This window comes from Rarobacter incanus (assembly GCF_006715765.1).
GTDB lineage: Bacteria > Actinomycetota > Actinomycetes > Actinomycetales > Cellulomonadaceae > Rarobacter > Rarobacter incanus.
In genome coordinates this window covers 1,487,934-1,508,960 of record NZ_VFNV01000001.1, presented here as the reverse complement: position 1 = coordinate 1,508,960, position 21,027 = coordinate 1,487,934, and the positions used below count along the sequence as shown (strand labels likewise).

General features: G+C 63.7%; 13 protein-coding genes and 1 riboswitch. Of the genes, 7 read left to right on the top strand and 6 right to left on the bottom strand.

The features are described 5' to 3' along the window. Positions 1–8: 8 nt before the first annotated feature. The 4 genes from FB389_RS06325 to FB389_RS06310 form a co-directional block, all read right to left on the bottom strand. Positions 9–992 carry a sulfate/molybdate ABC transporter ATP-binding protein gene (locus FB389_RS06325; RefSeq protein WP_142112025.1) on the bottom strand — a complete coding sequence of 328 codons (984 nt, stop codon included), beginning with the start codon at positions 990–992 and terminating at the stop codon, positions 9–11. Beyond that, positions 989–1,852: a sulfate ABC transporter permease gene (locus tag FB389_RS06320; protein ID WP_142112023.1), complete on the bottom strand. Its 864-nt coding sequence runs from the start codon at positions 1,850–1,852 to the stop codon at positions 989–991. The genes FB389_RS06325 and FB389_RS06320 overlap by 4 nt, the downstream gene beginning before the upstream one ends. Continuing rightward, positions 1,845–2,594 carry a sulfate ABC transporter permease subunit CysT gene (cysT, locus tag FB389_RS06315; protein ID WP_246043556.1) on the bottom strand — a complete coding sequence of 250 codons (750 nt, stop codon included), beginning with the start codon at positions 2,592–2,594 and terminating at the stop codon, positions 1,845–1,847. The genes FB389_RS06320 and cysT overlap by 8 nt, the downstream gene beginning before the upstream one ends. A gap of 200 nt (positions 2,595–2,794) precedes the next feature. After that, positions 2,795–3,823 carry a sulfate ABC transporter substrate-binding protein gene (locus tag FB389_RS06310; RefSeq protein WP_142112018.1) on the bottom strand — a complete coding sequence of 343 codons (1,029 nt, stop codon included), beginning with the start codon at positions 3,821–3,823 and terminating at the stop codon, positions 2,795–2,797. A 523-nt stretch (positions 3,824–4,346) separates the two neighbouring features. Next, positions 4,347–4,447: riboswitch (SAM riboswitch) on the top strand. 17 nt (positions 4,448–4,464) lie between these two features. Here FB389_RS06310 and FB389_RS06305 point away from each other — a divergent pair. The 4 genes from FB389_RS06305 (at position 4,465) to FB389_RS06290 (ending at position 11,657) form a co-directional block, all read left to right on the top strand. Continuing rightward, positions 4,465–5,457 carry a methylenetetrahydrofolate reductase gene (locus tag FB389_RS06305; protein ID WP_142112016.1) on the top strand — a complete coding sequence of 331 codons (993 nt, stop codon included), beginning with the start codon at positions 4,465–4,467 and terminating at the stop codon, positions 5,455–5,457. Further along, positions 5,454–7,766, top strand: coding sequence for a 5-methyltetrahydropteroyltriglutamate--homocysteine S-methyltransferase (gene metE / locus FB389_RS06300; RefSeq protein WP_142112014.1), 2,313 nt, complete (start codon positions 5,454–5,456; stop codon positions 7,764–7,766). Before FB389_RS06305 ends, metE begins: the two co-directional genes overlap by 4 nt. A gap of 332 nt (positions 7,767–8,098) precedes the next feature. After that, complete coding sequence (locus FB389_RS06295; protein ID WP_211344964.1) at positions 8,099–9,193, top strand: discoidin domain-containing protein; 1,095 nt, start codon at positions 8,099–8,101, stop codon at positions 9,191–9,193. A gap of 346 nt (positions 9,194–9,539) precedes the next feature. Next, positions 9,540–11,657: a discoidin domain-containing protein gene (locus tag FB389_RS06290; protein WP_142112010.1), complete on the top strand. Its 2,118-nt coding sequence runs from the start codon at positions 9,540–9,542 to the stop codon at positions 11,655–11,657. A 41-nt stretch (positions 11,658–11,698) separates the two neighbouring features. Here FB389_RS06290 and FB389_RS06285 read toward each other — a convergent pair whose 3' ends face one another. Both FB389_RS06285 and FB389_RS06280 read right to left on the bottom strand, forming a co-directional pair. Continuing rightward, on the bottom strand, positions 11,699–13,651 hold the full coding sequence (locus tag FB389_RS06285) for a hypothetical protein (RefSeq protein ID WP_142112008.1): 1,953 nt from the start codon (positions 13,649–13,651) through the stop codon (positions 11,699–11,701). Next, a complete protein-coding gene (locus FB389_RS06280; RefSeq protein ID WP_142112007.1) occupies positions 13,648–17,178 on the bottom strand; it encodes an amylo-alpha-1,6-glucosidase in 3,531 nt (1,176 codons plus the stop codon). The genes FB389_RS06285 and FB389_RS06280 overlap by 4 nt, the downstream gene beginning before the upstream one ends. Before the next feature lie 391 nt (positions 17,179–17,569). Here FB389_RS06280 and efeU point away from each other — a divergent pair, with 391 nt between their 5' ends. Genes efeU through efeB form a run of 3 tightly spaced genes read left to right on the top strand, consistent with a single transcriptional unit; the run spans position 17,570 to position 21,021 of the window. After that, positions 17,570–18,466 carry an iron uptake transporter permease EfeU gene (gene efeU, locus FB389_RS06275; protein ID WP_142112005.1) on the top strand — a complete coding sequence of 299 codons (897 nt, stop codon included), beginning with the start codon at positions 17,570–17,572 and terminating at the stop codon, positions 18,464–18,466. A gap of 1 nt (position 18,467) precedes the next feature. Further along, positions 18,468–19,682: an iron uptake system protein EfeO gene (gene efeO / locus FB389_RS06270; protein ID WP_142112003.1), complete on the top strand. Its 1,215-nt coding sequence runs from the start codon at positions 18,468–18,470 to the stop codon at positions 19,680–19,682. A gap of 55 nt (positions 19,683–19,737) precedes the next feature. After that, entirely contained in the window at positions 19,738–21,021 is a 1,284-nt protein-coding gene (efeB, locus tag FB389_RS06265; RefSeq protein WP_142112001.1) for an iron uptake transporter deferrochelatase/peroxidase subunit, read from the top strand. Positions 21,022–21,027: the final 6 nt, after the last annotated feature.

Below are 21,027 nucleotides of genomic sequence, written 5' to 3'. Positions count from 1 at the left end.
GTGCCCGCCTAGCGGACCAGCGCTCCTGTGCGGGCTCGCAACCCAACCACCTGCCCGACCTCCAGCGCCAACTCGCGGGCTTCGGAGCGGGTGAGAGTCACGCTCACCGGGTCGACCTCGGCGCCGGCCGGGGCGTCTGGCGCGACCGTGATGCGGACCTCGAAGCCGATGCGCAGCAGGCGCGTTATCCGGCCCGCTACTACCTCGGCCGGGAAGTCGGCGGCGCTTTGCGCCGAGACCACGTCGATGTCGTGTGGCCTGACGGCGACACCGTTCAGGTGCGTGATGGGGCCCAAGAATTCGAGCACGAAGGCGTTCGCCGGGCGATCGTATAGGTCGTCGGGGCTGCCGATCTGCTCCACGCGGCCGTTGTTGATCACCACGATGGTGTCGGCGACCTCCAGGGCCTCCTCCTGGTCGTGCGTCACGAAGACGGTGGTCACGTGCACCTCGTCGTGGAGCCGGCGCAGCCAGTCGCGCAGTTCCTTGCGCACCTTCGCGTCCAGTGCCCCGAAGGGCTCATCCAGCAGTAGCACCTTGGGTTCGATTGCCAGCGCGCGAGCTAAGGCCATGCGTTGGCGCTGCCCGCCGGACAACTGCGACGGCAGTCGGTCCGCGAATTGGCTCAGGTGCACCAGATCGAGCATGTCGCGCACGCGCGCGGCGATCTCGTCCTTGGGTCTCTTGCGGATCTCGAGCCCAAAGGCCACGTTCTTTGCCACGCTCATGTGTTTGAACGCCGCGTAATGCTGAAACACGAAGCCGACGCCACGCCGTTGCGCGGGCACGTTGGTTGCATCCGTCCCGCCGATCTCGATGCTCCCGGAGTCGGGATGTTCAAGCCCGGCGATAATGCGCAGCAGCGTTGATTTGCCGCCGCCGGACGGACCCAACAGCGCGGTCAGCCCGCCGGTCGGGATCGCGACGGACACGTCCGTGAGGGCGGCGAAGTCCCCGAAATTCTTGTTGACGTTGCGCACGACGATGCTCATTTTTGCTCCTCTTTGGGGCGCAGGAAGGTGACGACCACCAGGGCCGCGACGGCGATCAGGGTGAGAAGGAACGCGGTCGCATAGGCCGTCCCTTGTTGAAATTCCAGGTACTTGTCCTCCACCACGAGGGTGGCTGTTTGGGTGCGCAGCGAGATATTCCCCGACACGATCTTGACGGCGCCGAACTCCCCGAGGGAGCGGGCAAGCGACAGCACAACTCCGTAAAGCAGTGCCCATTTGATCGATGGCAGGGTGATGCGCCGAAATGTTGCCCACGGTCCCGCGCCGAGCGACCGGGCAGCGAGTTCCTGATCCATCCCAATTTCCTGGAGGACGGGGACGATTTCGCGGATCACGAGTGGCAGCGACACGAACGCGGTGGCCAGCACCATGCCTGGCGTCGAAAAGATGACGCTGAAGCCGACCTTCTCCAGCCAGGGGCCGAACAGGCCGGTGGTGGGGCCGTAGGCGAGCAAGAGGGCAAGTCCGACAACGACGGGCGACACCGAAAGCGGCAGATCGAGCAGTGTTGAATACAGGCGCCGCCCGGGGAACCGGTAGCGCACGATCAGGATCGAAACCACAACGCCAAATATCGTGTTGATGGCGACGGCCCAGGCGGCGACCACCACGGTTAGCCATAGCGCCGCGGTCACGGCGGGGTCATGGAGCGCATCGGTCAGCGAATTGCCGTCCGAGAACGTGCGCACCGCCACAAGCGAAACGGGCCAGATGACCAGCGCGCCCAGATAGGCGATGACGATGGTGCGGCGCACGTAGGTGCCCGCGGACTTTGCTTGCCACCGAGATTTATTACGCGAGGACGAGGCCGCCGCCCCCGCTGCGAGTGTCTCAGCCACGGCGGGCCACCTTCCGGGAAATGATGTCGAGGGTCACGATCGCCGCGACTGCCACTAGGAGCAGAACGAGCGCGATTGAGGCGGCCGCTGCGACGTTGTCGTTTTCGATGTAGCTGAAGATGCGAACCGCGGCGACCTCGGACTTGAACGGCAGGTTGCCGGAGAGCAGCACCAAGGATCCGTACTCGCTAATCCCGCGGGCGAAGGAGAGCGTGGCGCCGGCGCTTATTGCCGGCACTAGGGCGGGCAGCACCACCTTGGTCCACGTCTGGAAGCGATTCGCGCCCAATGATTGCGCAGCCTCTTCGACTTCGGGCTCGAGTTCTAGCAAGACGGGCTGCACGGTTCGCACGACAAATGGCAACGTGACGAACAGGAGTGCCAGGAAAACCGACTTTTCGGTGTTGGCCACGTCGATCCCGATGGGGCTTTGCGGGCCGTATGTTGCGAGCAGTACCAGGCCGGCAACGATTGTTGGTAGCGCGAACGGAATGTCGATTATCACTTCCAGCGCACGTTTGCCGGGGAACGAATCGCGCACCAAGACCCAGGCGATCAGGGTCCCGGCGACCGTGTTCACGACAGTCACCAGGAGGGCCTGCTTGACCGTGAGCCAGATCGCGGCGGCGGTCTGCGGGTTGCGCATCGTCTCGGCGAAATTGGTCCACCCCCCGTCGACCGCCTGAATGATGATGAGCGCCAGCGGAATGAGAACCAGGAGCGAGAACCAGAGGATGCTCACGCCGAGTCCGACCCCCGCGGGGCGCGTCAGATTGTGACGCGCCCCGCCCGGGCGCCGCCTTGGCGGGCGGCGCCCGGTGCTTGTGGGGGCGGAGGACCGCTCCACCGGCGACTGCTCGCGGGGTAAGGCGCCTGGTGCGTCAGCGTCTAGGTGCTCCGTGTTGAGATCGGCTGCGATAGCAGCGCCGGTGGAGGTCATGGCTAGCTCAGCCCCGCTTCTTGCTGAAGCTTGGTGATAATGCCGGTGTTTTCATCGAAGAACTTCGTCTTGACTTCACTCCAGCCGCCAAAATCTCCGTCGATCGTGAAGAGCGTCTTGACCTCGGGGAACGGGTTGCTTGGGTCATTTGCGCCTTCGACGGTGCCAACATCGACGGTGCCAGCGGATGGCAGCGGGCGGAACCCCTTGGATGCGTAGATTTTCTGGCCTTCGGCTGATAGCGCGAAGTCCAGGTACTGCTGCGCCTTCGGGTTAGCGTCCTTGGTCACGGCCGCCGGGTTTTCGATGAGTAGCGTGTCGTCCGGGACGATGTAGTCGAATTTCTGACCTTCCTGGCGGGCGAGGACGGCCTCGTTCTCATATGAGATCAAGACGTCGCCGGTGCCCGACTCGAAGGCCTGGGTGGCGTCGCGCCCGGAGCCTGGGAAAGCCGCGACGTTTGCCAGGACCTTGCCAAGGAACGTCTTGGCGTCGTCTTCCGAACCGCCTGCAGCGATGATGTGCTGCCAAGCACCGAGAATGTTCCAGCGGGCAGCGCCCGACGATCCCGGGTTCGGCGTGACAATCTGTACGCCGTCCTTTGCAAGGTCATCCCAGCCGGTGATGCCCTTGGGATTGCCTTCGCGGACGACAAGAACAACCACGGAATCGGTGAGGATGCCCTTGTTGGCCCCGTCATCCCAGGTGTCGGCGACCAGCCCCGCATCGACCAGGCGTGTGACGTCGGGGGTGACCGAGAAGTGAACGACGTCTGCCTTCAGTCCCTTTTCGACGGCTCGGGATTGGTCACCAGAGGCGCCGTACGATTCGGACCAAGTCACGCCCTTGCCGGCGTCTGTCTTGGCCCATGCGGCCTGGACCGCGTTGTTTCCGGCCTTGGGGACGGCGAAGCCGACCAGCGAGAGCGTCGTGGCGTCACCGCCACTGCCTGCGCCGCAGGCGGCCAGGCTCACGATGGCGGCTAATGCCGCGATGGAGGCGGTGAGTCGGCGAAGTGGTTTGGGCGTCATGGTTCCTCGAATTTGTCGGTCCGATTGATCGGATCAGTGAATAGATAGTCGCACCAATGACGACTATAGCGCTAAACCCTAGCGGGGCGCATCGGTATGGCAATGTGGTTCGGCGTCCGTCTTGAATTCCGAGATAGGCGGCGGGTGCTGGTCGAGTGCGCGCGAAGCGCGCGTATCGAGACCGCGCCCGCTCTCTGGTTGATCTCGATAAGCGCCTGCGGCGCACTCGATCAGCGAAGTCCCCCGGCCCGCTGGTCGAGTGGCGTGCTGTCCCCGCTGGTCGAGTGCGCGCGAAGCGCGCGTATCGAGACCGCGCCCGCTCTTTGGTTGATCTCGATATGCGCCTGCGGCGCACTCGATCAGCGAAGTCCCCCGGCCCGCTGGTCGAGTGCGCGCGAAGCGCGCGTATCGAGACCGCGCACGCGATCAGCTGGGAGGGGCGCGCTCGATCAGCCGCCACCACCATGTCCGAATCGTGGACGCGACGTAGTCCATGATGAGAACTATCCATTAGAGTATGAGGCGACCATCCAGAGCGGCTGAGAGACCTGGCTCAACGACGCCGCAGCAACCCCCCGGTGCAGAAATGCATGGACAGGGTGCTACCGCCAGGAACGATGGAGCGCCGCAGGAGGGCAACCATGACCGACCAGGACACCGATTGTTGGGCTGTTCCGCCGTTGCGTCCCACCATCTCATTTGAAGTCATGCCGCCCCGCCGTCCGGGGCTGGCGCCAAAGTTCTGGGGAACGGTCGATGCGCTGATCGGCGCGCGCCCGGACTTCCTCTCGGTGACATACGGTGCGGCCGGAAACGATCGAGACACCGCCAGGCAGGTGGTTTCGCGGCTGGTTCAGCAGGCTCCGGTTCTTCCGATCGCGCATCTGACCTGCGTGGGGCACTCGCGGGCAGATGTGGTTGACGTTGTGGACGAGTTCTTGTCCGCGGGGGTTCGCTCGTTCCTGGCATTGCGCGGGGATCCGCCGGCCGGTCAGCCTGACTGGAAACCGACTCCGGGAGGGGTGAACTCGTCCGTCGAATTGATCGCCCTGCTCAAGGACCGCGAACGCACCCGGTGCGCCGCCCACCCGGGCAACGCCCTGCGCGGGGCCGCGCACCCGCTCACCATCGCGGTCGCAACATTTCCTGATGGAAACCCGGCGGCGGGCACGACCCGCGATCAAGAAATCGAACGTTTGCTGGTCAAGCAGGCAGCGGGGGCGAGCTTCGCAATCACGCAGTTGTTCTACCGCGCGCGCACCTATGCAGAATTTGTGGAACGAGCGCGCGCCGCCGGCGTTCACATCCCCATCCTGGCGGGAATCTTGCCGGCAACCGACCCCACGCGCTTGCTGCGGGTGGCCGAGTTGTCGGGAGTTAGGCCCCCCGCGGAACTACTGGACCGCCTCAGCGCGGCGTCGAGCGACGACGAGCGCCACGCGATCGGCACGCAGGCGACCGCGGCGCTGGCGCAGTCCGTGCTCGACGCAGGGGCTCCCGGTTTGCACATTTATACCTTCAACAAAGCGCGCCCTGCACTCGATGTCCTGGCGCACCTGGAACTCCTCAATGTAGAACCAAACCAACCCAACCCCCTGACCGCATCGGCGGTCGTGAAAGGCACCCCAGCATGACCACCCCCGCATTTCCCGTCGCCACCATCGTTGGCTACCCCCGTATCGGTCGCCGCCGCGAACTGAAGAAGGCCATCGAGGCATACTGGGCGGGGAAGACCTCGCTTAGCGAACTTGAACTGACCGCGCACGAACTGCGCAACTTCACGCGTGAACGCCTGGTCGAGTTGGGCCTGGGTCGCACCGACGCATCGATCCCGGAGACTTTCTCCTTCTACGACCAGGTCCTGGACGTCACCGCCGCGATCGGTGCGGTACCGCCGCGCTTCGCCGGTTTCGAAGGGCTTGACCTGTACTTCACTCTCGCGCGCGGCGTTGGTGACATTGCGCCGCTGGAAATGACGAAGTGGTTTGACACCAACTACCACTACCTGGTGCCAGAAATCGGCCCCGACACCGCGTTCGCGCTATCGTCGCGCCGGGTGATCGACCAGTTCCTTGAGGCGAAGGCGGCCGGATTCGTCACCCGGCCGACCCTTGTCGGTCCGGTCACCTACCTGCTCTTGTCCAAGGCCGCAGAGGGCGCCCCCGCGGACTTCAACCCGGTCGACCGCCTCGACGACGTCGTCGCGGTGTACGCGCAGATCCTGGCGGAACTTGCCGATGCGGGCGCCCCCTGGGTCCAGCTCGATGAGCCGGGACTGGTCACCGACAACATCGATATCCCGGCGGCAGCTGTAACCGACGCCGTCAAGCGCGCCTACGACGTGCTCACGTCCGGCAAGCGACCGGCAATCCTGGTCACCTCAGCATTCGGGGCGCTGCGCGATAACTTCGCCGCGCTGGCTGCCAGCAATGTCGAAGCGATTCACGTGGATCTGGTGCACGGCGCGCAGCCCGCGGCGGCGGACGGCTTGGCGACGAAGACCTTGGTCGGCGGCGTCATCGATGGCCACAACATCTGGCGCGCAGACCTGGGTGCCAAGTTCGACCAGCTCGAAGCGTTGCGCGCGCTTGGAGCGGCGCAGGTGACCGCGGCGACGGCGACGTCCTTGCAGCACGTTCCGCACGACACCGCTGATGAAAAGTGGCAGGATGCGGAACTTGATGCGAACCTGCACGCCTGGTTGGCGTTCGCGGACCAGAAGGTGGTCGAGGTCGTTACGCTCGCGCGCGGGCTAGTCCAGGGTCGGGAGGCAATTGCGGACGAGATCTCCGCCTCCCAGGAAGCTCTTGCCTCGCGTGCCGCGGCCAACGGGGTGCAGGTCGCGAGCGTTCGCGAGCGCACGGCCGCCCTCTCCGAGTCGGATTTCCACCGCGGCACATATGCCGACCGCGCCGCCGCGCAGGAAGAAAAGCTCAACCTTCCCCCTTTGCCGACGACGACAATCGGTTCGTTCCCGCAGACCATCGATATTCGCCGCGCGCGGGCGGCGCACGCCCGCGGCGAACTGTCGACTGCCGACTACGAATCGGCGATGCGCGACGAAATCAAACGCGTTATCGAACTGCAGGAATCGATCGGCCTTGACGTGTTGGTCCACGGTGAGGCCGAGCGTAACGATATGGTTCAGTACTTCGCGGAGCTGCTGGACGGTTTCGCGGTGACCACCAACGGCTGGGTGCAGTCGTATGGGTCGCGGTGCACTCGTCCTTCAATCTTGTGGGGGGATGTGTCGCGCCCCGAGCCGATGACGGTGCGGTGGGCGACTTACGCGCAGTCGCTGACCGAAAAGCCCGTCAAGGGGATGCTAACTGGCCCCGTGACGATCATGGCGTGGTCGTTTGTGCGCGATGACATTCCCTTGGGTGACACCGCAAATCAGTTGGGACTGGCGCTGCGCGATGAGGTCAACGACCTGGAAGCAGCCGGCATCGGGATCATTCAGGTCGATGAGCCCGCGCTGCGCGAGCTGTTGCCGCTGCGCCGCGAGGACCAGCAGGCGTACCTTGACTGGTCGGTTGGTTCGTTCCGCCTGTCGACCGCGGGCGTGCGCCCCGAGACGCAAATCCACACGCACCTGTGCTACTCGGAATTCGGTGAGGTGATTGGCGCGATCGACGGACTGGACGCGGACGTTACGTCGATCGAGGCGGCGCGGTCAAAGATGGAAATTGTGCCCGAGCTCTCCGAGGCCGGCTATGCGCGCGGCGTCGGGCCGGGCGTGTATGACATCCACTCGCCGCGTGTCCCGTCGGTTGAAGAAGTCACCGAGCTCGTTGAGCTGGCGGCCGATGGCGTTCCGGGGAACCTCTTGTGGATCAACCCGGACTGCGGGTTGAAGACTCGCGGTTACGCCGAGACAGTGCCGTCGCTCGAGCACCTTGTCGCCGCGACGCGCGCGGTGCGGGAAAAGATCGCCAAGTAGTTCGCGAAGGGGTTCGCAGGCGGCGGGGGCGCGCGAGCGCCCCCGCCGCTGGTCGAGTGGCCCGCCCCGCCGCTGGTCGAGTAGCGGGCGGAGCCCGTGTATCGAGACCACGCGGGTTTTGATCTCGATACACGCCTGCGGCGCACTCGATCGCCGAATCACCTGCCTGCCTTCAACAACATTTCCTCGCGCTCCAGCAGAGAGACCTATATAGGGGATGTTGGTCTTAATCATTCCTATATATGGTCGAGACAGTCATAAGGCTTGGTCGCGCAGCCACCGATGGCAGGCGTTGGTCGACGGGGATCGCACGTGAATGGTGGGAAGCTTCGATGGCATTGCGATGGGCTAGGTCCGCGGTAGCGGCTGTGGCGATGTGCGCGTTGGTCGGCACGGTGAGCATCACTCCGGCCGAAGCAGTCCGCGTCGATCTTGCGCGAGGAGCCGCCGCGACCGCGAGTAGTGGGAACGCGGCCGACAACGTGACCGATGTCGACCAGTCCCTGGCGTGGTCTTCAAAGCAGCGCCTTCCGCAGTGGGTGCAGGTAGACCTCGGAAAAGCACGAAAAATCAGCGACATCGAACTCCGCTTGCCGACGGCGTGGCCCGCCCGCAAGCAGACGCTTACGATCCTTGGCTCGCGCGACGGCAAGAAGTTCAGCGTTCTGGCCGCGAAGAAGCGATACACGTTCACGCCAAAAAGGAAGAACGCGGTCGCCATCGATGTGAAGGATCTGAAGGTGCGATATGTGCGGGTGCTCGTCACCGCAAATTCGCGCGCGTCGGTCGCTCAGCTGTCTTCCGTCAAGGTGTTTCGGCGCAAGGGCGCGGACGGTGCGATTAAGTTCAAGAAGACGATAAATGTGGGCACGGGCGGGGTGGTGAAAGCTCGTGCGAGCTCTGCCGCCCGCTCGGCGAAACTTGCCCTGGACGGCGATCTTGGAACGTCGTGGGTGGCTAAGAGCGGTGCCAAGCGCGCAACCCTCACCGCCGCCTTCAAGGCGCGTCAATCGGTGCGGGGGATAATCGTGAAGCTCGACCCCCGCTCCGGAGCCAAGAAGACGAAGATGCGATTCGCAGTCGAGGTCCGTTCGCCCAAGGGAACCTGGCGTCGCGTGACCAAGGTTAGAACCTACGAGTTCCGGCTTACTCGCGGCAATCAGGCCGCCATCAAGATCAACGCTGGCATCACGGGCGTGCGGTTGGTGTTTCCGAAGATCTCACGGAAGTATCCGGCACGGGTTGCAGAGCTACAGGTGTGGGCGCGCGGGGCGCAGCCGGAGGTGCCGAAGATGGCTCAGCAGGGCAGCTCAAGCACCTCGGCGGAAGCCAATTCTGGAGCAGGCAAGGATAAAGGACGAGCGCCCCGACTCCGCTGGTGGAGGGACCGCCACAGGAACGGACCCTGGTACGGATCCCGGTACTGATCCGGGGACTGATCCGGGTACTGATCCGGGGACTGATCCGGGGACTGATCCGGGGACTGATCCTGGTACTGATCCGGGGACTGATCCGGGTACTGATCCGGGGACTGATCCGGGTACTGATCCGGGGACTGATCCGGGTACTGATCCGGGTACGGACCCTGGTACTGACACGGGTACGGATCCCGGTACGGATCCTGGTACGGATCCCGGTACGGATCCCGGTACGGATCCTGGTACGGATCCTGGCACGGATCCTGGTACTGACACGGGTACGGATCCTGGTACGGACCCTGGGACTGATCCCGGCACGGACCCTGGTACGGATCCGGGTACGGATCCGGGGGTTGTGGTGCCGGTTGATCCGAATGAGGGTCGTGTGAATCGGGTTGTTGTTGGTGGTGGTGAGGCTAGTTCGACGGCTTCGTGGACGGTGGTGTCGAATGCTACTGATGGTGATGTTGGGACTTTTTGGGGTGCCGCTGAGCAGTGGAGTCAGTTGTCGGTGCCGTTGACTGGTGCGACGGTGATTGATTCGGTGACGGTGGCGTTGAGTCCGGATGCTGCGTGGGAGGATCGGACGCAGTCGTTTGGTGTTCAGGCGCGGTTGTCTGGTGGGGATTGGGTGAGTGTTGCCGCTGAGAAGAGTTATAGTTTTTCGGCTTTGACGGGTAACTATGTGACTATTCCCGTTGCCAGTTTTGTTGGTGATGAGGTTCGCTTGGTGTTTACGGGGAACTCGTCGGTCAATGCTACGGGCGGTCAGGTCGCTGAACTACGCGTCTTTGGTGACCTGGCCCCCGAAACTTCGAACGACGCCCGTGGAGCGGATATGTCGTACGTCACCTACGAGGCGGAGGACGGCGAACTTGGCGGCGGGGCCCAGGCCGTCGGACCGAATCGAACGGTCGGGGACCTAGCGGGGGAGGCCTCGGGGCGGCGCGCGGTGACGCTCGACACCACGGGCGCGTACGTCCAGTGGACGCTGACGGAACCTACAGACACGATCGTTGGGCGCTTTTCGATCCCCGACAGTGCGGACGGCAAGGGCCGCGATGGCTCGATTGACGTCTACGCAGATGGCGAGTTCGTGGTGAGGCTTGCGCTCACCTCGAAGTATTCGTGGCAGTACGGGGATGAAACCAACCCGACAAACAACCCCAGTGACGGCGCGCCGCGCCACATCTACGACGAGGCGCACACATACCTGCCGCGCACAATTCCGGCCGGCGCGACGCTGACTATCAAGCGCACGGAGGCAAACCCGCTGCCGGTCACCGTCGATCTTATCGACACGGAAATGGCCCAATTCACGGCGAACCCAGACACCAGCAAGTACGTGCAGCCCGCCGGCTTCACCCAGCAGGACATCCAGGCCGCGATCGATAAGGTCGCAGGGAGCGACCAATACGCCGGGGTGTACCTGCCGCCGGGCGATTACACGGTCGACGGCACCCTGTGGGTGTGGGGAAGAGCGATGGACATTGTCGGCGCGGGCCCGTGGTTTACCCTGCTTCACGCCCCCACGGACCAGATAAACACGAATGCCACAATCGGGGTTGCGTCGGCCGCCAGCGGCACTCAGCTGCGCGGCTTTTCATACTGGGGCAACTACGTTGAGCGCATCGACGGGCCCGGAAAGGCGATCAACCTTTGGGACGTGTCCGACGTGACGATCGACAACGTGTGGTTGGAACACGCGGTGTGCGGGTTTTGGGGCACGAACATTCGCAATGTCACGATCCAGAATTCTCGGATCCGCAACATGTTCGCCGATGGGGTAAACATGACCAACGGGTCCACGTCTAATACGGTGCGCAATGTTGCCGCGCGCACGACCGGAGACGATTCGTTCGCGTTGTTCAGCGCCACGGATGGCGTCAAGGCCAGCCAGACGGGAAACACCTACGAGAATCTAACCGCGCTGCTGCCGTGGCGGGCCGCGGGATTGGCCGTGTATGGGGGCGGTAACAATACGTTCCGCAACATATACGTCGCTGACACCCTGGCGTATTCGGGAGTCACCGTGAGCTCCGAAAATTTCGGATACTCGATGGACGGGTTTGGCGTCGACGGCTCGACCGTTTTCAGCGCGATCACGATTGAACGCGCAGGCGGGCACTTTTGGGGTTCGCAGACGTTCGGCGCGATATGGCTGTACGCCTCGCAGGAGCAGTTCCAAAACGTAGAGATGTCCGACATCACGATCACCGATCCGACCTACGCGGGCATCACGGTGTCGAAGAACACCGCGGCCAATCAGGACATTCGGAACGTGACGTTGACGAACGTGACGATTACCGGTGCGCAACTAAGCGGTGACGCCTGGAACGACGGTTCGGGACGGGCGATCTGGGTGAAGTGGGGCGCGACGGGGGCGATGACGCTCACGAACCTAACGATGTCCAACAACAATCAGGAAATTGCAAACGATGCGGGTGAATCGTTTGTGATCAATCGAAATTGACGAGGCCTCCGGGCGGCTCGCGCCGCCCGGAGGTGGGCCTCCTACCGGACTTTCGGGGTTGCGGCAGTGACGATCTTGACCGCTGCCGAGCCACTGACAGCCACGGTGACTTTCACGCGCAGCTTCTTTCCGACGTCCCTGCGCTTGACGATGTAGGTGCGCTTCGTTGCCCCCTTGATTGTCTTTGTCCCGCGTAACCACCGGTAGCTGATGGTGGCGGTTGGCGCGGAGACGCTCCGCATCGTCACCTTGAGCTTCGTGCCCTTGCGCACCTTCGTCGCGGGCGTCACCCGCTTGCCGCGTGCGGTAATGACCGGTGGCCTGATGGAATCGGCTGTGATCGCCGACCTCTTCTTGCTGGAGGTCGCTTCGGTGGCGACTGCACCGGCGGATGCGTTCGTCTTGGCCGCAGCCGCAGTGGGGGGTGCGGCGAACTTCTGCACGTCTCCCACCGCAATCGACGTGGTCACCGGGGTGTGCCCCGGCGCCGATGCCGTCACGCGCGCGGTGACCCGGTGTCCGGCGTCCCGCGCTGGGACCTGATACGTCCGGGATCCGCGCGCCACGACGGCTCCGTCGCGGAGCCATTCGACGGATTCTGCGGTGTTCGCAACGGAATAGGCGCCGGGTACGGCCGTGAGCGTCTCACCCACGACGGGAGTTCCCGTCACGACGGGCTCATCGGTGACCTCGAGGGCGGGGGCCGTGACGATGCCGACCGCAACGTTCTGTGTCAGCGGCGCGTAGCCGGTGGCGGCTGCCGTGACTGTGACGCTGAGCGTCGCACCGACCAAATCGGTTCCGGGGGTGAAGGCGGCGCTCGTCGCTCCTTCGATTTGTTCGCCGTTCGCAAACCATGTCGCCTCCGCATCCGCCCAACGCGGTGAGTACGATCCGGCGTCGACCGCCAGGCGTTGCCCGGCTCGGACCAGTCCGGCCTGGTCTAGTCCCGTGACTGTCGGTGGGGCATCCGCCGTTATGGTTCCGGCGCCAACCGGATCCGTGGCGGTGCCCTCAAGCGCGAAGGGGACGTGGCCGGACCGCGCCACGGTTGCCACAACGCGGACCTTCTTGCCCAGATCCCACGACGTGACGAGGTAGGTTGCCTGGTCCGCTCCCTGGACCTCGGCGCTGGACCGCAGCCAGCGGTAGCCGACTGCCTCCGTCCCGCTCAGGCCCGCCACCGTGGCGGTGAGGGAAGCGCCGACGCGGGCGGGGCCATCGACGCTCAACTGGTGGGCGGGCTGCCGGCCAGCGTTCGTGGTGTCGGCGTCTGAGGCGATCGCGAATATCCGCACGTTCGGGTTGGCCGGCAGGCGGATGCCTTCGAGCGTCTTGCCGGTGGGGACGTCGATGGTAGCGGTGGCGAACAACCCGCACACCCCGCCGTCCGAATCGGTTCCCTTGTAACGCTTCTTGTGGGTTCCGACGACCAGATTTCCGTAGGAAGGCGTGGCCGAACACCAGTCGGTGAGCCCAAATTTCACGGTTTGGTCCGATCCGCCCAACGCTAGCGTGAGGGGTTGGTCCGCTTGCCCGCCCTGGACCCCGAAGCCAACGAGCTGGATCTTGGTCGCGGGACGAGCCGACTGTGACCCGAGGGCGGCGCGGGTGTCGATGTACTGGCCCTGTGCCCGGATATGGTCGGCCGCGTTCGCGACGCCACCACCCAGCACGTAGGTGAGCCCGGACCCCGGCAGTACGGTCGCCACGTTCGGCGCTGCCCCGGCGCTGATCATGTCGGAGCGCAACAGGTAGTTCTGGCCCCCATCGGCGTCAGCGTTCCCGCTTCCCAGGTCGCCGATCGCCGCGTTGGTGTAGTCGGAGGCGAGCCAGTTGATCGTGGAGGACACGTCGACGTTGGTGCTCTGCCGGATGGCACTGTAGTCGGCGCGTGCGCTGGGGGCCAGGGCTCCGGCGGCCACCGTGGCTGTCACCGCAGCGGCCACCGCGAGTCCGATCGCCGGGTGCCGTGTGCTCCTCATGTGCTTCATCGCTTGATCCTCACCTTCGCCGAGGCGGTCGTCGTGGCATAGCCGGATTTCGACGTCGTGACCTTCACGCGAACCTTCTTTGCGCGCCATTTCTTCTTGATCTTGAGGGTTTTGGAACCCTTCTTGACGACCTTCTTGCCGACATACCAGGTGATCTTTATTTTCACTGGGCCCGGCTTCGCCCGCTTGATCCTGGCCTTCAACTTCTTCTTGGCCTTCGCCTTGCCCGTGATGCGGACGGTGGTGCGCTTGGTGAACTTCTTCGGGGCCTTCGGCTTGGTACCGCCCGTGCCGTTGCCATCCCCGCCGCCCGTGCCGGGATTGGTCGCCGCGGGGGCGGTGACGGGATCGGTGGCGCGCGAGGTTTCGGTGACGGCCTTGCCGTCGGGGAACTGCCCCGTGACCTGCACCGATATGCGCGATCCGACCAGCGCGGCCGTGACGGCAAGCGAGGCGCCGGTGGCGCCCGCGATCGGCTTTCCGTCGCTCAGCCACTGGTATTCGAGGGACACCGCCGGGCGCCACGTGCCGACAAGAGCGTTGAGCGTGCCGCCGACCCCGGCGGTTCCGGTGATGGCGGGAACCGAGCTCACGTTAGTTCCGGGCGCCTTGACGCTGACCCGGGAGGTCACGGTTTGGGTTGCCGTTCCATCACTGACGGTAACGGTCGCCGTGTATAGGCCCGCACTTGGATAGGTGTGGGCTCCCGAAACGGTGAAGGACCCGTCGGTGGTGGTTGCGATCGCGCCGGCGTCCTGGCTCCCATCACCCCACGCGACGCTGGCCGTGAGGTCGGATGCCTCCACAGCCGTACCCGAGGTGACCGTTGCCAGAATAGTGTCGACCGGTTCCCCCTGCGCGGCGGTCAAAGCATCAGATATGGCCGTCACTTTTAGCGGTTCGGCTTCTTTAAGCAGCACGCGCATGTCAAAGATGTCGTTCGCATTCATTGGCGCTTGCGATAGTTCCTCCGTGTCGCTCGCTCGGTAGGTGGAATTGATCGTGAAGTAGCCCATGTTGACGGCCAAACGATCAGCAGATACCACGATCTTGTATGTTCTGCCCTTGGTCAGGTTTGCGGGGACAAACGTTGACCGGTTGATCTCGTCCCATGTTCCATAGTTCGACATGACGATCGGCTTGCGCGCCACCGTCTCGCCCGTCGTATCGTCGATCACCGATAGCATTTTGATGCCGGACGATACCCCGCCGGTGATGTCGCGCACGGCCGTGGCCGCGTAGCTGACTTGGACCAGGTAGCTGCCCGTGGCGCTGGCGGTGAACCTGCCGGTGAGCGAGTCCGTGAGCCCGTTGCCCCAGTTCTTGACGTAGCGTCGGGTCTGCCCGCCTATGGTCTTTTCTCCCCATTCCCCGCCAACGCGGTCGAACGAATTGGAATCGATCGTCGTGATGCGGGAGTCGTTTGCCCCCCAATAGCACGCCGGCTTGGAGGGTTGGGAGGTGTTGCCGCTCGACGTGTAGGTCAGGCGGACTGTGTAGCAGTACGAGGTCGTTGAGGCCTGCGCCGCGGTGCGGTCGGTGTAGGTGCTTTGCCCGGGAATGTCCTGCGCGACCACGACGCCGTCCCGCAGCACGTCCATGGTGACACGCGATGGTTCGGTGCCGTTGTAATCGATCGCTAGTTCGACGCCCCGGTTTGTAACATTCAGGGACGAGATCGCCGGATCCTTTGGCCCCCATAGTGCTTCGGTTGATGTCACGGGAACAACCGCGTGGGCGCTCACCGATGCTTGCGGGGCGCCGAGCGTGACCACAACGTTGCCCTCGGACCCCGTCGGCCCGAGCATGTCGGCGGTGATAGTCGTGTCCGGGGCGACCGAATTTCCGTTAACGGTCATTGCCGTCACCGTGTACATCCCCTTGCTAGCGGTTGCGTCAGGCAGCTTGACGGTTACGTTGAGCTTGCGTCCCCGGTAGTTCAGGCCGGTGAGCGTTAGGTTCTCGGAATCGGCAAAGTACTTGTTGCGGGTTTGCGCGCTGATCGAAGGGGCGATGGTGAGCCCGTCACGCGATGCATTGACGCCGAAGAACACGCGCTGGAACATGCCCAGCATGCCCGCGATGGACCACAGTTGCTTCCGGGAGTTCATGGCCGTGTTCTTGGCCCCGGAAACGATGTTGATGTTTTCGTAGTTTGAGCCGTAGAGCATCGGCGTGCGCATCATCGCATCGACCTGCTCGGATGCGGCGGTGTCGTTGCCGACCTTCGCAGCCGCTAGCAGCATGTAGGCGGTAATAAAGGGCCATGCGCCTTCGTTGTGATAGCTGCTGGTTTGTTGCGGCTGCAGCGACGAAATGACCTGCTGTTGTGGCCAGATGACCGGGGGTCCCGCAACCGTCTGCGGGTAGTTCGCAACCGCCTTTGCGGCCTGTTCGGGTGTGGCGATTCCAGTGAGGATGACCAGCGCTGTTCCCAGCGCGTCGTAGCGCAGTGTGGCGGAGGGATCCAGGGTCGAGGAGATCATCGCCGAGAATTGCCCGCGCTGTTGCAGCCAGAACTTGGTGCGGATGTTGTCTGCCAGTTCGTCCGCCCAGGAGCGGTATTTCGTTGCCTTGGCGCTATCGCCGTCCTCGGTGGCTAGTTGCGCGGCAAGGTTTATGGCGACCCAGTGGGTGACGTTTGTCGAAAGCGACATCGACTGCGCGACCTGAGTCATGTCCTTGCCAATCCACTGCGGATACGTTTGCCACCGCCAGTCCAGGAAGGATGATTCTCCCGAATACAGTCCGTTCGTGGTGTCAAAGATGACCTGGCGATCGTGTTCGATGGTGTTGCTGATTGCGGTGTAAGCGCGCGTTTCGAAGGCCGCGCGGAAGTTGTCGGGCAGCCACGCCATGATCTCCTGCGCCCCGACCGCCCAAGACACGCGGTCAGTGGAATTCGGGTAGCTGCCACCCGTACCAGAATCCTGAATGATCTGCAGGTCTTTTCCGGTAGTACCGTCTGAGTTGAGGTCATCCCAGTAGCCACTGCGGCGTTCGGATAGCTTGAAGTTGAGGGTGTTGCGCATGCGAACCGGATCGACCGCCGTGAGCCCGAGCGACGCGGCATAAGAAACGTCCCGAGTCCACACAAACGTCCAGTTTTCGCCCGTGATGAAGCAGCCGGTGCCGTCCGCCGAGCAGTTAATTGGCTGAAAGCTGTTGTACGCGCCGTCTGTCACGGAATCCCGTGACACCTCCTTCGACTCCTGTAGCGCTAGCGCATACATGCCATCGAGTGCAGCCGAACCGGTGCGAACGCGGGGGTCCCCTTGCGTCTCGCTGAACGTGCTGGTGTCGTTGCCGTAGGTGAGTTTGTAGGTGCGCTTGCACGTGGACGAGTCCGTGTCGGTTATGGCTACGCTTCCGGATGCACCATCGGGGTCGGTGTAGGTCGTCGCTCCAGTGGGCGTGTCGCAAGCGGCGGCGAGGGCGCTGGGCGCGCTTGTCGCCACGAGTGGCGCGATGATGGCTGCTGCGGCAGCGACCGCCAGCGCGCGGCGACGCCGGATATTCCTTTTCAATTCCTCACCCTTACCTCACTGTTGCGGGTGTTCGCGGCGGCGATGTTTGCCCGCGAACCTGCGGATAACGCTTGCCCTGCGGGTAATGCTTGCCCTGCGGGTAACGCTTTGTTCTGCGAAGTACGTTTCACCCTGCGGCATTGCAGGATTGCTGGGCCACGCGCTGGATCCGAATGGCTGACAACGCTGTCACTCCCTAGTGCCTAAGATTATCGGGTGGAATGGGCTTGTCAAGTCCAAAACTGACACTAATAACGGCTGTTGGCGCCATAAATGGCGGGCGATGGCTGCTCGCGATGTGCGGTTTGTCACCTTCCTTGTGCGTGACAACGGGGGTCTGTGTGGGTAGGTTTGGCTTACCTAAACAAACCACCGGGAGTATTGCCACCGCATGATTGGAACGTTCATCATTGGCCTGCGTGAAGGCCTTGAGGCCGCGCTGGTCGTCAGCATACTTATCGCCTACGCCAATAAGCTGGGGCGAGCAGACGTTGTGCGGAGGATCTGGGCCGGGGTCGGACTGGCAATAGTCGGGTCCTTGCTCATCGGCGCAATTCTCACCTTCGGTGCCTACGGGCTCACCTTCGAGGCGCAGGAAATTATCGGCGGATCCATGTCGATTCTTGCCGTCGGGCTGGTCACCTGGATGATCTTCTGGATGCAGAAGGCTGCCCGCAACCTCAAGCGCGAACTTGAAGGGACCGTCGACAAGGCGTTGCTGACCGGATCGGGATGGTCGCTCGTCGTCATCGGCTTCGTTGCGGTCGCCCGCGAGGGCATCGAGACGGCGCTGTTCCTGTGGTCGGCGGTCCGCGCCAGCGGTGACGCCCCGACTGCCTGGGTCGGTGCGGTCATCGGGCTGTTGGCCGCGGTCGCGCTCGGCTGGCTGATCTACCGGGGAGCCGTGCGGATAAACCTGGGCACGTTCTTCACCTGGACGGGAGTGTTCCTGATTTTCGTCGCTGGTGGCATTTTTGCCTACGGCATCCACGACCTGCAAGAGGCGCGCGTCCTGCCCGGCCCGTTCGCACCCGTGCCCGACGGTGGGGGAGTGCTCGCGGCGCAATTCTTCGGGAACGGCGCGTGGGCGTTCAAGGTCAGCGACACGATCAGCCCCGACGGCATCCTGGCCGCAGTCCTGAAGGGAACCGTTGGCTTCAGCCCGGAAATGACCAAGCTCGAAGTCGCCGGCTGGTTCGTCTACGTCGCGACCACTCTTTCCATCTACATCATCATCCATCTCAGGGCGTCCCGTGCGCGGGCCGCATCAATTGCCACCAAGGAGTGACATGAAGACCACACGCGTACTCGCGGCAACCACGACGGTCGCCGCCGCGTTTGCGATGAGCGGTTGCGTCGCGAACAACCCGACGTCTGGCGCGCAAGCGATCACCGTTGCATCCACCGCCGACGCCTGCGACGTTTCCGCTGATACCGCGACCAGCGGGAACGTGTCGTTCAACGTCACCAATGCGGGCGACACCGTGACGGAGTTCTACGTGCTGGCCGACGACGGGCTGCGCATTGTCGGCGAGGTCGAAAACATCGCCCCCGCGGCCAGCCGGGCCCTGACAATTCAGGCGCAACCGGGCAACTATTTCACCGTTTGCAAGCCCGGGATGGTCGGCGACGGCGTGGGCAAGACGCCCTTTACGGTAACGGGCCAGGAAATCGCGGTTGATCAGGACGAGGCCGCCCAGACGGCAACGGCGGTGACCAACTACACGGCATACGTGAAAACGCAGGTGGGGGAACTCGTCACTAATGTCAAGAAGTTCACCGACGCGTACGTTGCGGGCGACGATGACGAGGCCCGCAAACTCTTCCCGCTGGCGCGGGTGAGCTACGAGCGCATCGAGCCCACGGCGGAACAGTTCGGCGACCTGGATCCGAAGATTGACTACCGCAAGCCCGGCGCCGAGGCGGAGGGGCTGGAATTCACCGGATTCCACCGGATCGAAATGGACCTGTGGTACGGCGAGGCCGTCAAGAACTACCCCAACGAGGACATCGAGCAACTCACCGATGCCGGCCGCAAGAAGGTCGCCGACCAGCTGAACACCGACATCCAGGCGCTCTACGACAAGGTGCATTCGGCCGACTTCGCGCTCACGCTCGCCGACATCACCAACGGTGCGATCGGGCTGCTGGACGAGGTTGCCGCACCCGACGGGAAGCTGCCGGGTGAAGAGGACGAATTTAGCCACACGGATCTGTACGACTTCTATGCCAACGTGGAGGGCGCGGACGTTGCCTACGAGTCGGTGCGAGACATCGCGATTGCCAAGGGTGCCGAGGGCAAGACGCTGGTTGCCGAGCTCGACAAGCAGTTCAAGGCCATGAAGGAGGCGTTGGCGAAGTACGGCAACTACACGGACGGGTTTGTGTCCTACGATACGGTCAGCCAGGAACAGCGCAACGCGCTTGGGGCGCAACTGAACGCGTTGAGCGAACCGTTGTCGCAGCTCACGCACACCGTGCTCGGGGTTGAACAGGCAGAGTAGTAGGTTGCGGGGCTGGTCTCCGCGGAAGTAGACGATGGAACGCAGGAGGCTCCGGATGCCCAACGAACCCGAAAGAACCGGAAAGGAAACCGGCGGTGTGTCGCGCCGCGGATTCCTAGGGTTGGTTGGTGCCGGGGCGGCGGCCGCGGCGGCGGGGGGTGCCGGTTACGGGATCGGCGCCGCCCGCGCCCAGGCCGCTAGCGGCGCCAAGACCGTCCACCCCTTCTACGGAACCCACCAGGCTGGCATCACGACCGAGGTGCAGCAGCACCTGTACTTCGCGAGCCTGGACCTGACGGACTCCACCACGCGCGATGACCTGATCGAGCTGCTCAAGGCGTGGACGGACGCGTCCGCGCGCCTGACCCACGGGCAGCAGGTCACCGCCGAAGGCGCCGTTGGGGGAGGCCCGCTGAAGCCGCCGGATGACACGGGCGAGGCGCTGGGGCTGGGGCCCGCTGCTTTGACCATAACGTTTGGTTTTGGCCCATCGCTTTTTACGGGCGAGTTGGGAAAGCGATTGAGTATCGCGGACCGGAAGCCGGATGCGCTCGCCGATTTGCCGCTGTTCGCGTTCGACATCCTCGAAGATGAACTGAGCGGGGGTGATCTGTGTATCCAGGCATGCGCGGAGGATCCGCAGGTTGCCGTCCACGCGATTCGTAACCTGACCCGGCTTGCCTTCGGCAAGGCGATGATTCGGTGGGCGCAGCTTGGTTACGGCAAGACCTCCGCAACGTCGAAGAAGCAGGCAACCCCGCGCAATCTGTTCGGATTCAAGGACGGCACCGCGAACATCATGGCGAACGAAACCGCCGACTTGGAAGCCTGGGTGTGGACCGACGCCGATTCGCAGCCGGCCTGGTTCGCGGGTGGGACGTACCTGGTGGTGCGCAAGATCCTGATGACGATCGAGAGTTGGGACCGGGCCCAACTGGGCGAACAGGAACAGATTATCGGCAGGGACAAATTCGAGGGCGCGCCGCTTTCGGGCGGGGAGGAATTCACGGATCCCGATTTCGGCGCGGTCGAAGCGGACGGGGCCTTCGCGATTCCCGCCGATTCGCACGTGCGCTTGGCCCACCCGGACAATAATGGCGGCGTCCGGATCCTGCGAAGGGGCTTCAACTTCGTCGAGGGGAACAACAATTTGGGGCAACTGACCGCCGGATTGTTCTTCATCGCCTTCCAAAAGGATCCGCAACAATTCATCGACGTTCAGCGTTCTTTGAAGTCCGATGCGCTTAATGAATACATTAGGCACGTGGGATCGGCCGTTTTTGCAGTGCCCCCGGGGGTGCGCGAGGGCGGTTACATTGGTCAAGGGTTGTTCGAGTAAATCCGC